Raw genomic sequence first — 12,149 nt, 5'->3', positions numbered from 1 at the left:
CGTGCGAGCCCTCCGTTCGAAAGAGGGAGAACCGACGATGCCGACACCGGGTGAGAAGCTGCGCGTGCTGATCGAGAACGGCGAGCATTTTGTCGCCGCCGAGGCCTACAGCGCGCTCACCGGGCGGATCGTCCAGCAGGTCGGGTTCAAGGCGGCCTATCTTGGCGGCCATGCCTGCTCGGCGTTTCACTATGCGGTGCCCGACAACGGCATCTTCAGCCAGATCGAGCAGATCGATCAGGCAGGTCGCATCGCGCAGGCCATGGATATTCCGCTGATCGCCGACGCCGATACGCTGGGCGAGACGGTGGCCGATGCATACCGCTTCACGAAGATGTACGTCGCGGCTGGGATCGCCGGGTATCACGTCGAGGACGAGGTGAACCCCAAGCATTCCAAGCACGTCAACGGCTTGTGCTCGATCGAGGAAATGCAGTGCCGGATCGAGGCCGGGGTGAAGGCGCGGGGCGATTCGGGCCTGGTGATCATCGCGCGCTGCGATGAACTCTACACCAGCGCCAACGGCGGCGGCGGTTCGGGCTCGGTGGAAGAGGCGATCCGGCGCGGGCACGCTTATGCCGAGGCGGGGGCGGACGCGATCGTCTTCGCCAGCGCGCCGCCCGAGCAGCAGGGCGGGGTCATCCCGCATATGCCGATCCCGGTCTGCACTTTGGGGTTCAACTTGCCGGATACGGGGTTCACGCTTTCGACCGGGTGGGGCTGGGTCTCGGCGGCGGTGAACCACCTCAAGATGGCGCGCGAGCTGATGGAGACCGGCTCGGTCGCCAGCGCGATGGACGCTTTCCGTAACTTCCCGGAGAAGTACGACCTGATCGATCAGAAGCTGTATGATGATCTTATCGTCGATTGGGCGGAGCGGACCGGCAAGCCGACGCGGCCCAATCACGCGCGATAGCCCCTCCGTCCGTCATTGCGAGCGTAGCGAAGCAATCCAGGGCAGTCTTGAGCCGCCCTGGATTGCTTCGCTACGCTCGCAATGACGAGGTATGCGGGGGCTTACTTCGGTTCCGCCACATCCTTCGGCAGCGCCAGCACCTCCAGCCCGGCCTCGGGCGTGAGGTAGCGCTGGGCCATCGCCTGCACGTCCGCCGGGGTAAGCGCCAGCAGCTGTTCGCGCGCATTTTGGAAACGCTCGATCCGATCGGGCTGGGACTGCGCGTGGTCGACGAGTGCCATCCAGCCCGCATTGCTCTTGAGCGCGTTGGCGAGGCTTTCGATCATCGGCTGCCGCGCACGCAGCAGGATGTCGGCGCTGACCGGGGCCTTGCGCAGATCGTCCAGCACCTGCCGGATCGCCGCGCGTGTCGCGGGCACTTCGGCGACGTCCACCGAGGCGTTGACCGAGAAGGTGCCATAGCCTTTCCACTCATGCGAAAGCTGGCTCGATGCCGAGGGCGAGTAGGCCTTGCCCAGCGCCTCGCGCAGCTGGTCGGTCAGTTCGACGCGCATGACCCGTTCCAGCAGTTCGAGTTCGAGCGCCTCGACCGGATCGGTGTCGTCGCGCGTGGGCCAGGTGATTCGTATCAAGGCCTGATCCGCAGGGCCGGTGTGACGGACGATCCGCGCCGACCGATCGCTGGCGAAGAGGCGAGGGGGCTGGCCGGTCTCACCATGGAAGGCCGTCTCGCGGGCGGGCAGGGCGCCAAACGTGCGGGCAACCAGCGCGATCGCGGCGTCTTCGTCGATGTCGCCGACGAGGCCGATCTCGATCGCGCCCCGGGCCAGCCGGTCGCTGACGTCGGTCTTCAGCTTGGCATAGGACAAGTGGCGATAATCCTCGACGTTGCCGAGGCTGAAACGCGGGTCGTCGTTGCTGAGGATGCCGCCGATGCGGGCCGCGAGCGCCGAGGCCGGGGTCGCATCGAGCTGTGCGAAGTAGTTGTTGATCGCCTGCCGATAGCGCACTTCGCCTTCGGGCCGGTAACCGGGGTCGGTGACCAGCGCGGCTAGCAGCTGCAGCTGGATTTCGAGGTCGCGCGGGGTCGTCGTCACCCGCGAATCGAAGCTCGCCGCCGCGCTCGACAACCCGAGCCCGACGCTGCGCCCGGCGAGAATCGTGTCGAGCGAATCGCGGCTGTGCTTGGCGAGGCCGCCATCGTCGAGATTGGGCACCAACTGCGTCGCATGCGGGTTCTCGCGCGTGTTCAGCCGGTCGCCGCCGTCGATGGCGAGGCTCACGCGCACGCGGTCCTTCTCCAGATCGGTCTTGCGCAAGTTCAGCATGACCCCGTTGGCGAACCGCACCTCGCGGATGCCGAGGTCTTCGCGCCGGGTGTCCGACACGACCTGCCCTGCCGGGCCGAAATCGGTGTAGGCGAACTGCGCGGTATCGGCACCGGTTTCCTTGTCGATTTTCGCGCGCATGACCTCGCGCCAGGCATCGCGCAGCGCGGTTTCACCGCCTTCGGGCGCCTTGCGGCCCTGGAAGCGGATCAGCGGCGCGTCGAGTGTCAGCGCCTCGCGTTTGAGAGCGGCGAGCACGGCGTCAGGGGTGATCTGCGGGGCGAAGCGCTCGAAGCGTTCCAGCCCCGACTGCGGGGTGGAGGGCACCATCTCGTCATCGACCAGCGAGAGCGCCAGCGCCGTCAGCATCGCATTGCTGCGCGTCGAGGCCGAGGCTGCGGCATTGACGATGCCGGTGCGCACTTGCGCCACCTGTTCGGCGACTTCGGCCGCCGAGAAGCCGTAGGCGAGGGCGCGGCGGTATTCGATTCCGGCTGCCTCCAGCCCGGCGCGCCACTTGCCGTCCACGGTGTCGATGATGATGCGGGTCGAGCGTGCCGCCTTGAACACGTCGCCGGTGCCGAAGCCTGCGCCCCGGAACGGCGGCTCGGCGCTGCGGGCGAGGCGCTGGAGGCGGCGGTTGACGATGTCGTAGCCGATCGAGCGCAGCAGCGTCTCACGGCGTTCGGCGATCGTATCGGGCTCGTCCTGATAGGCCCCGTTGCGCTGGACGGTGACGCGCTCGGACAAGGCCGGGTCGAGGTAGACGCCGGTGCGCGCCTTGTCCTTGGCCTTGACCGGGCCGGGGAAGGGTTGGGGCTCGGCGGGCTTGGCGCTCCAGTTGTTGAAGTGGCGCACGATGCCCGCTTCCACCGCATCGACGTCGAAATCGCCGACCACTACCAGAGTGACGTGGGCCGGGACATATTCGCGCTCGTAAAAGGCGCGCAGGGATGCGGCATCGGCGGCGTTCAGCGTCTCGACGGTGCCGATGGGAAAGCGCTGGGCGTAGAGCGATTTGGGGTAGAAGAACCGCGTCGTGTCGATCGCGTTGCGCAAGGCCCAGGAATTGCGATCGCGCATTTCCGCCAGCACGACGCCGCGCTCGCGGTTCACCGCCTCCTGCGAGATGGTGAGGTTGCTCGCCGTCTCGCGCATCAGCATCAGTGCGGTGTCGATCAGCGCGGGATCGTTGCGCGGCAGGTCGAGCTTGTAGAGCGTGCGGTCGAAGCTGGTCGAGGCATTGGTGTCGGCGCCGAAGGCCAGCCCCTCGCGCTCCAGCAGCGGCACCATCTGGCCCTCGGGCACGCGCTGCGAGCCGTTGAAGGCCATGTGTTCGAGGAAATGCGCGAAGCCCTGTTCGGCAGGGGATTCGTCGAGCGATCCGGCCTCGACGTCCATGCGCACGATCGCGGTTCCGGCGGGCGTCGCGTTGTGGCGGACGATGTAGCGCATGCCGTTGGGCAGGCGGCCGAAGCGAAAATCGGGATCGACCGGGATGTCGCTGCGGTCGAAGGCCCAGACAGCCTCTTGGGCGGGTTTGTCCTTTGCAGCCAGTGGCATGGGAGCCAGTGCGACAAGGAGCGCGATCAGGGAAACTCTCATCGCTTTGAGGAGTGCCAAGGCCGGAAGGCGAAGGCAAGGCGCATGTGACAAGAAGCGAAGGCCCACCCCCAACCCCTCCCGCAAGCGGGAGGGGAGCAGGACGCATCGCCTTCCCGCTTGCGGGAGGGCCGGGAGGCTTGGCAGCTTGCTGCCTAGCCGGACGGGGTGGGCGTGGCCCATAGAAAAAGGCGGCGCTCCCACCGGAACGCCGCCCTTTCAATTCAACGCCTTGCGAGGCTTACTTGCCGCGCAGCTTGCGGTGCTTGGTCAGGTCCAGCACTTCGCTCGGGCCGTTGTCGTCCTGCAGCAGGCCGAGGCGGCGGGCGACTTCCTGGTAGGCCTCTTCCTCGCCGCCGAGGTCGCGGCGGAAGCGGTCCTTGTCGAGTTTCTCGCCGGTGGTCATGTCCCACAGGCGGCAGCCGTCGGGGCTGATCTCGTCGGCGAGGATCACGCGGCTGAAGTCGCCGTCCCAGATGCGCCCGAATTCCAGCTTGAAGTCGACGAGGCGGATGTTGATCGCCGCGAACATGCCCGCCATGAAGTCGTTCACGCGGATCGCCATGGCGGCGATGTCCTGCATCTCGTCATGGTTGGCCCAGCCGAAGCAGGCGATGTGTTCCTCGGCGATCAGCGGGTCGCCCAGCGCGTCGTCCTTGTAGTAATACTCGATCAGCGTGTGCGGCAGCATCTCGCCCTCGGGGATGCCGAGGCGCTTGGAGATGGAACCGGCGGCCACGTTGCGCACCACGACCTCGATCGGGATGATCTCGACCTGGCGGACCAGCTGCTCGCGCATGTTGAGGCGGCGGATGAAGTGGTTGGGCACGCCGATGTGGTTCAGGCGCGTGAACACATACTCGCTGATGCGATTGTTGATGACGCCCTTGCCCTGGATAGTGCCCTTCTTCTGGGCATTGAACGCGGTCGCATCGTCCTTGAAGTACTGGATCAGCGTGCCGGGCTCGGGGCCTTCGTAAAGGATCTTGGCCTTGCCTTCGTAGATCTGGCGGCGACGGGACATGCGCTTGGGTCCTTGCAAAACGTGCGAAAGAGCAAGCCCCGGCGCTTCGGGAAGGCCGGGGCATTCGAGCGGGCATATAATGGAAGCCGGTGTAAAAGCAAACTGCCCGCGCGGCAGGGGCCTCCGGGGCGAAGATGAGCGAGGAATTGTGCGGATGGGCGTGACTATCGAGGTGCTGACGGGGGCGCAGATGCTGGCGGCCGTGGGCGATCTTGCGCAGCTGCGGATCGCGGTCTTCGCCGAATGGCCCTACCTCTACGACGGCGCGGAGGCTTACGAGGAAAGCTACCTGCGCGAATTTGCCGAGGCGGCCAATGCCGTGCTGGTGGCGGCGCGCGATGGAGCCCGGGTCGTGGGTATGGCGACGGCCTCTCCCATGGCGGCGCAGAAGGCGGAGTTTCGCGCGCCTTTCGAGTCGCGCGGGCTGGACGTGGCGGGGGTTTTCTACTTCGGCGAATCCGTGCTGCTGCCGGAATATCGCGGGCAGGGCATCGGCCATGCCTTCTTCGACCATCGCGAGGCCCAGGCGCGGCGGTGCGGTGCGAAGGCGACGACGTTCGCGGCGGTTGTGCGGCCTCTCGATCATCCGGACCTTCCGGAGGGGTACGTGCCGCTCGACGGGTTCTGGCGCAGGCGCGGGTATGTGCCGGTCGAGGGACTGGTCACCGAACTGGCGTGGAAGGACCACCGGGATGAGGGCGATCGTCCGAAGCCGATGCAGTACTGGATGCGGGAGCAGGGGTAGTGGCTTGCCGTCAGGCCCACCCCGTCCGGCTAGGTCCTTCGGACCAAGCCTCCCGGCCCTCCCGCAAGCGGGAGGGCCGGGAGGCTTAGGCCGCAGGCCTTAGTCGCAGCGGGGTGGGCCTATCGCGCCTTCAACTCTGCCACCAGCGCCCGTGCCGCCGCGCTGACCTGCTCCCACGTCGACTCGAACCCTTCCGGCCCGCCGTAGTACGGATCGGCCACGTCCTGCCCCTCCAGCCCCGGCACGTGGTCGAGCAGCAGCGACAGGCGCGCCTCGCCATCGGAGGGCGCGATGCGGCGCAAGTCGGCGAGGTTGGAGGCGTCGAGCGCGACGATGCGGTCGAAACGGCGGAAGTCCTGCGCCTTTACCTGCCGCGCGCGGTAGGAGTGGATGTCGATGCCGTGGCGCGCGGCCTCGGCGCAGGAGCGCGGGTCCGGTCCCTTGCCGACATGCCATGACCCGGTGCCGGCCGAATCGACGAGCACCTCCAGCCGGGCGCGCTCGGCCTCGTGGCGCAGCGCGGCTTCGGCGAGGGGAGAGCGGCAGATGTTGCCGAGGCAGACGAACAGGACGGAGGGAACATGCGACATGTCCCTCGCGATAGCGTGACCGGCCCGCTCCGTCACTCCGCGAGTTTCTGGGGTATGGGAGCCTTCGCGCTTTCGGCCAGCTGCAGCAGCATCGCCCGTACGTCGGCGACGACGAAGGGCTTGTTGAGCATCGGCCGGTCGGCGTGACTCTGCGGCAGATGCTCGCGGTCATAGCCGCTGACGAAGGCGAAGGGCGTGTCACGCGCGGCGAGGGCGTCGGCGACGGGGTCGATCTTCTCGCCGTTGAGATTGCCGTCGAGCAGCGCGAGGTCCGGTCCTGCCTCGCGGATCATGGCGAGGGCCTGTTCGCACGAGGTCGCCGGACCGATGGCGACGCAGCCGCCATCCTCGATCTCCATGATCAGTTCCATCGCGACCAGCGGCTCGTCCTCGACCACGAGTATGCGCATCGGCGGCATCGACGCAGGCGCATCGGCCACCGGCGGAGGGGCGACCGGTTGCGGTTCGGGTTCGACCACACGGGCTCCGGGCACCAGGGGCAGCACCATCGACCAACGCACGCCTTCGGGCGCGAACTCGGAGACGATGCGGGCGCCGTCGGAAACCATGCTGTGCTCGATCAGGGTCGAGCCGAAGCCGCGCCGCTCAGGGGGAGAGACCGGCGGGCCGCCGTGTTCGCTCCATTCCATCGCCAGCACGTGGCTGGTGACGGTCCAGGCGAGGCGCACCGTGCCGACCGCATTGGAGAACGCCCCGTACTTGTGCGCATTGGTGGCGAGTTCGTGGAACACCAGCGAGAAGCGCAGCGCCAGTTCGGGCGGCAGGTCGGCGTCGGGGCCGTCGAGCAGCAGCCGGTCCTCGCTGAGCGCACCGATGGCGACGTGGTCGGCGATGAGGCGGCGCAGGCTCGCGCTCTCCCACGTGGTCGCGCTGAGCATCGAGTGCGCGCGCGCCAGTGCCTGCAGGCGGCCGGTGAAGGCATCCTGGAACTCCCGGTGCGAGCGGGCATGGCGGAACCCCTGCGAGGCGATCGCCTGCACCGTTGCCAGCGTGTTCTTCACCCGGTGGTTGAGTTCGCCGATGAGCAGGCGCTGGGTGTCCTCGGCGCGGCGGCGTTCGGTGATGTCGAGCATCTCGATCATCACGCTGCCCGGGCGCAGGCCAGTGCCCGCGAGCGAGGAACAGTACCATTCACCTTCACGCAAGGACCCGTCGGCACGGCGATAGCGGTGCTCCTGCATGGCGCGGCGGTCGCCGCCTTCGAGCAGTTCGCCCATGCCCTTCAGGAACGCCTCGCGCCCGCCGTTCGGCGGCAGGAACGGCGCTTCGGAAAGCGGCACGCCGAGCATATCGGCTGCCGTGTAGCCCATCGTGCGTTCGGCACCCTTGTACCAGCCAACGATACGCAGGCTGGAGTCGATCTCCAGCACCGCCATTGGCGAATTGTCGCCATGCGCGCGCAGACGGCCCAGCGCGGCGCCGAGTTCATCGCGCTGGAATGCGATCTCGCGGCGCTGGCGGGCCAGCTCGACGAACACCGTGACCTTCGAATTGAGCACGGTGATGTCGATAGGCTTGAGCAGGTAATCGACCGCGCCGGTCTCGAAGCCGCGGAACTTGCGCCGCTCGTCCGTGGCGACGGCGGTGAGGAAGATGATCGGCACGCCGCGCGTCCGCTCGGTGCCGCGCATGAGTTCGGCCAGTTCGAAGCCGTCCATCTCGGGCATCTGCACGTCGAGCAGGGCCAGCGCGAAGTCCTGCCTGAGCAGCAGTTCCAGCGCCTCGAACCCGGAGGATGCGGTGACGAGTTCGACGCCGGGCTGATCCAGCGCGGCTTCCAGCGCGATCAGGTTCTCGCGGACGTCGTCCACCGCAAGGATGCGCAAGGGTTCATTCGGCAAAGGCGGCCTCCTGCACATCGTGCGTGGTGCGCCGCCAGATTTTCTCGGCCGGGGCGAAGTCTGAAAAGCACTCGGTCTCCGCCGAGAACGCGACGGTCTCCTTGGAGCCGAGGCCGAGGAAGCCGCCGGGCGGCAGCGACTGGGCGAAGAGGCCGAGCGCGCGGTCCTGCAGGGCGCGGTCGAAATAGATCAGCACGTTGCGGCTCGACACCAGCTGGACCTCGGAGAACACCGCATCGCTGGCGAGGTTGTGGTCGGCGAAGACCGCGCGGCGGCGCAGCGCCGGATCGAAGCGGGCGACGTTGCTGTTGGCGGTGTAGTAGTCCGAAAGCGAACCCTTGCCGCCCGCCTCGCGGTAATTGCGCGAGAAGCCGGCAATGCGCTCGATATCGAAGATGCCTGCCTCGGCCTTGGCCAGCGCGGGGCGGCTGATGTCGGTGCAGTAGAACATCGTGCGATCCTCCAGCCCCGCCTCGCGGAACAGGATGGCGAGGGAGTAGAACTCCTCGCCGTTGGCGCAGCCCGCGATCCACACCTTGATCGTCGGCCATGTGGCGAGGTGGGGGATCACCGTCTCGCGGATCATTCGGAAATATTCGGGGTCGCGGAACATGTCGCTGACCTGGATGGTCAGGAAGCCGATCAGCACCGGCAGGCTGGCGGAATCGTGGAGGATCACGTCGAGCAGGCCGGAGAGGTGCGCCACGCCGAAATGGGCCTGCGCGCGTTCGAGGCGGCGCAGCAGCGAGGCGCGCGAATAATCGCGGAAATCGTACTGGTAGCGCCGCCAGATGGCCTCGACGATGAGGTCCAGTTCGATGTCGTTCAGGCTGTCGCCGGAGCGGATGACCATCATCTCTCTCGCCCGATCATCGCGGCATCCACACGCGCACGAGGCTGAGCAGCTTGTCGATGTCGAGCGGCTTCGAAAGATAGTCGTTGGCGCCCGCGTCGATACATTCGCGGTGGTCGCGCTCCATGGCTTTGGCGGTGAGCGCGATGATCGGCAGGCGCGACCACTGCGGGTCCTTGCGGATCTCTTTCATGCAGGTCAGCCCGTCCATCTCGGGCATCATCACGTCCATCAGCACGAGATCGACCGGCGCCCCGTCGCTGTCGGCGCTGCGGGCGAGTTCGTTCAGCGCCTCGATCCCGTTGCGGGCGATGCGTACCCCGACGCCGTGCGGTTCCAGCACCGAGGTCAGCGCGTAGACGTTGCGGATGTCGTCCTCGACCACCAGAATCTGGCGGCCTTCCAGCGCCTGATCGCGGCCCAGCGAGCGGGCGAGCAGCTGCTGCTTTTCCTGCGGCAGTTCGGAGACGACCTGGTGGAGGAACAGCGTGACCTCGTCGAGCAGGCGTTCGGGGCTCTTGGCGCCCTTGACGATGATCGACTTGGAATAGCGCCGCAGCCGCATCTCCTCTTCGGGGGAGAGGTCGCGGCCGGTGTAGACGATCACCGGCGGGAAGCCGACGCTCTCGTCGTGCGAAAGGCGTTCGAGCAGGTCCAGCCCCGACATGTCGGGCAGGTTGAGGTCGAGCACCATGCAGTCGAACGTCTCGGTGCCGAGGCTGCCCAGGCATTCGGCGGCGGAGTGGACCTCCACCGTCTCGACATCGCGCGAGGCGAGCAGGTGGTGGATCGCCTCGGCCTGCTGGGCGTCGTCCTCGACCACCAGCACGCGGCGCAGGCGCTGCGACATGCGCGCCTCCAGCCCTTCGAGCATGTCGACCAGAGTGTCGCGGCTGACCGGCTTGAACAGGTAGCCGACCGCGCCGCTGGCAAGCGCCGCATGATCGTCATGGTCGGCCGAGACGATATGGACCGGGATATGGCGGGTGCGGGCGTCGCGCTTGATGCGGTCGAGCACCGAGAGCCCGGTGTGATCGGGCAGGTGCATGTCGAGGATCACCGCCTGCGGCAGGTACTGACGCGCGAGCAGGGCGCCTTCGTCGGCGGTCCCGGCGATCAGGCACGAGAAGCCGACTTCGTGCGCGAGTTCGGCAAGGATGCCGGCGAAGGCCGGATCGTCCTCGACGATGAGGATCACGCGCGAATCGCCGCTGAGCGTCTCGCGGTCGTCGGCAATGGCTGCGAGGCGGCGCGGGGCCGTCGGCGCGGGCGTCGGCGACGTGGCAAGCGGTGTGGGCGAGGGGCGGCGGACCTGTTCGGGCGCGGCTTCGGCGTCGAAGTGCTCGGGCAGGGTGATGGTGAAGGCGCTGCCCTTGCCGGGCTCGCTCTCCAGCGAGATCGTGCCGCCGAGCAACTGCGACAACTCGCGCGAGATCGAGAGGCCGAGGCCGGTGCCGCCGTACTTGCGGGCGATGCCGCCGTCGGCTTGACGGAACGCCTCGAAGATCGCGCCCTGCTTGTCGGCGGGGATGCCGGTGCCGGTGTCGCGCACGGTGAAGGCGACGTTCCCGGCGGCACGGCCGACCTCGATGGCGACGTGGCCGCGCTCGGTGAACTTGATCGCGTTCGACAGGAAGTTCTTGAGCACTTGCTCCAGCCGCAGCGGGTCGGTCTCGATTTCGCCCGCCACGTCGGCGATGCGCAGTTCCAGGCCGCGCTTGGCGGCGGCGGGGGCGAACGTATCGCGCAGCTTGGCGAGGATCGCGGCGACCGGGACGGTGCGCGGTTCCAGCTCCAGCTTGCCTGCTTCGATCTTGGAAATGTCGAGCACGTCGTTGATCAGCGCCAGCAGGTCGTTGCCCGAAGTCTCGATCGTCTCGGCAAAGCGGACCTGCTCGGACGAGAGGTTGCCGCCGCGATTGTCGGCCAGCAGGCGCGCCATGATCAGCAGCGAGTTGAGCGGCGTGCGCAGCTCATGGCTCATGTTGGCGAGGAATTCGCTCTTGTAGCGGCTCGCCTGTTCCAGATCCTCGGTCTGGCCGCGCAGCATCGTCTGGGCGCGGGTCAGTTCGTCGCGCTGGGCTTCGAGCGAAGTCGCCTGTTCCTCCAGCTGGGCGTTCGAGCGCTCCAGCTCGGCCTGCTGGGCTTCGAGTTCGGTCTGGGAATTCTGCAGGGCCTTGGCCTGCGCTTCCAGTTCGTCGTTGGTGGCGCGCAGTTCCTCGCTCTGGTTGGCGAGTTCCTCGGCCTGCTGTTGGGTTTCGGAGAGCAGGTGCTCCAGCCGCGCGCGGTATTTGGCGGAGCGCAGCGAGAGGCCGACCGCGCCGGAAATCGTGTCGAGGAAGCGGGGCGCGTCTTCGGGGCGGGCCTCGGGCGTGTCAAGGAAGCCGAGTTCGATGACGGCATTGACCTTGCCGTCGATCGCGGCCGCGCCGAGTACCAGACGGTCCAGCGGCGACTGCCCGAGCGCGGTCCCGAACGAGAGATAGCCGGCAGGGGCCTTCGCGATCGTACGGGTGCGCCCGTCGCGGATTACTTCGGCAAGCAGGCCGTCGTCGGGCGCGAGCTGGTCGGGAACCCCGGCACCTTTGGGCACGCCGTAGCTGGCGACGCGGCGAAAGGCGCCTTCGTCATTGACATAGACGATCCCCGCCGCCGCGCCGAAACGGTCGGCAAGGAAACTGATCACGCGGTGCGAGAGGTCGTCGAGGGAGAGGTTTCCGGTCGTCTCCCGCGCCAGCTTCGCTTCGCCTTCACGCAGGGCCTGCAAGGCCCGCGCGGAATTGCGGTAGCTGATGAACGCGGCACCGATGCCGGCCAGCGTCAGGTTGGTGATCGTGCCCAGGGTGCGGTTGATGAGCGCGATTTCCTTGGCCACGCCTTCGGGCGCGAGCTGGTAGCCGATCACGATCAGCACGGTCGTCGCGGCGGCCACGGCAAGGGGCGCAAGCCGATGCGGTGCGAGATAGGACAGCACCGTCGGCAACAGGTAGATGACCCAGATCGAGGTGCCCAGCGGGAAACGGGTGTCGGCGATGAAGGTCAGGCCGATGACGATGGGTAGCAGGATGTAGAGAAATTTGGTGGAATCCAGTCCGCGGGCGGTTGCCATTCACTCGTCTCGCGGGGGTACAGAACCGCTTCAGCCGGACCGCTCCCCCATCACGCGCGGTCCCCGGATCAGCTCGAATAACGTTAATGGCGTTCCCCGGTTCCCGGCGAGCCGAAATAT

General features: G+C 67.3%; 8 protein-coding genes. 2 read left to right on the top strand and 6 right to left on the bottom strand.

The window, feature by feature from the left end:
* The first annotated feature begins 37 nt into the window (after positions 1–37).
* The gene (locus PKE80_RS01620; RefSeq protein ID WP_271181000.1) at positions 38–916 is read left to right on the top strand and encodes an isocitrate lyase/PEP mutase family protein; all 879 of its coding nucleotides are present in this window, start codon (positions 38–40) and stop codon (positions 914–916) included.
* A 101-nt stretch (positions 917–1,017) separates the two neighbouring features.
* Here PKE80_RS01620 and PKE80_RS01615 read toward each other — a convergent pair whose 3' ends face one another.
* Both PKE80_RS01615 and purC read right to left on the bottom strand, forming a co-directional pair.
* Entirely contained in the window at positions 1,018–3,849 is a 2,832-nt protein-coding gene (locus tag PKE80_RS01615; RefSeq protein WP_271180999.1) for a M16 family metallopeptidase, read from the bottom strand.
* Between the two features lie 238 nt (positions 3,850–4,087).
* Positions 4,088–4,870 (bottom strand): phosphoribosylaminoimidazolesuccinocarboxamide synthase, encoded by a 783-nt coding sequence (purC, locus tag PKE80_RS01610; RefSeq protein ID WP_008832179.1) that lies wholly within the window; start codon positions 4,868–4,870, stop codon positions 4,088–4,090.
* Between the two features lie 154 nt (positions 4,871–5,024).
* Between purC and PKE80_RS01605 the strand changes: the two genes are divergently transcribed.
* Entirely contained in the window at positions 5,025–5,615 is a 591-nt protein-coding gene (locus tag PKE80_RS01605; protein ID WP_271180998.1) for a GNAT family N-acetyltransferase, read from the top strand.
* Positions 5,616–5,734: 119 nt separating this feature from the next.
* On the opposite strand, the gene PKE80_RS01600 is transcribed toward PKE80_RS01605, so the two are convergent.
* Genes PKE80_RS01600 through PKE80_RS01585 form a run of 4 tightly spaced genes read right to left on the bottom strand, consistent with a single transcriptional unit; the run spans position 5,735 to position 12,029 of the window.
* Positions 5,735–6,205: a low molecular weight protein-tyrosine-phosphatase gene (locus PKE80_RS01600; RefSeq protein WP_271180997.1), complete on the bottom strand. Its 471-nt coding sequence runs from the start codon at positions 6,203–6,205 to the stop codon at positions 5,735–5,737.
* A gap of 32 nt (positions 6,206–6,237) precedes the next feature.
* On the bottom strand, positions 6,238–8,067 hold the full coding sequence (locus PKE80_RS01595) for a response regulator (RefSeq protein ID WP_271180996.1): 1,830 nt from the start codon (positions 8,065–8,067) through the stop codon (positions 6,238–6,240).
* On the bottom strand, positions 8,057–8,923 hold the full coding sequence (locus PKE80_RS01590) for a CheR family methyltransferase (protein ID WP_008832175.1): 867 nt from the start codon (positions 8,921–8,923) through the stop codon (positions 8,057–8,059). Before PKE80_RS01590 ends, PKE80_RS01595 begins: the two co-directional genes overlap by 11 nt.
* A gap of 13 nt (positions 8,924–8,936) precedes the next feature.
* Positions 8,937–12,029 (bottom strand): response regulator, encoded by a 3,093-nt coding sequence (locus tag PKE80_RS01585; protein WP_271180995.1) that lies wholly within the window; start codon positions 12,027–12,029, stop codon positions 8,937–8,939.
* Positions 12,030–12,149 lie beyond the last annotated feature (120 nt).

Source organism: Novosphingobium resinovorum (assembly GCF_027922145.1).
Taxonomy (GTDB): domain Bacteria; phylum Pseudomonadota; class Alphaproteobacteria; order Sphingomonadales; family Sphingomonadaceae; genus Novosphingobium; species Novosphingobium resinovorum.
This window is presented reverse-complemented; position numbering and strand designations above follow the sequence as displayed.

Coding starts and splice junctions, on each gene's coding strand:
- PKE80_RS01620 (WP_271181000.1), top strand. CDS start 38: ATGCCGACACCGGGTGAGAAGCTGCGCGTGCTGATCGAGAACGGCGAG.
- PKE80_RS01615 (WP_271180999.1), bottom strand. CDS start 3,849: ATGAGAGTTTCCCTGATCGCGCTCCTTGTCGCACTGGCTCCCATGCCA.
- purC (WP_008832179.1), bottom strand. CDS start 4,870: ATGTCCCGTCGCCGCCAGATCTACGAAGGCAAGGCCAAGATCCTTTAC.
- PKE80_RS01605 (WP_271180998.1), top strand. CDS start 5,025: ATGGGCGTGACTATCGAGGTGCTGACGGGGGCGCAGATGCTGGCGGCC.
- PKE80_RS01600 (WP_271180997.1), bottom strand. CDS start 6,205: ATGTCGCATGTTCCCTCCGTCCTGTTCGTCTGCCTCGGCAACATCTGC.
- PKE80_RS01590 (WP_008832175.1), bottom strand. CDS start 8,923: ATGATGGTCATCCGCTCCGGCGACAGCCTGAACGACATCGAACTGGAC.
- PKE80_RS01585 (WP_271180995.1), bottom strand. CDS start 12,029: ATGGCAACCGCCCGCGGACTGGATTCCACCAAATTTCTCTACATCCTG.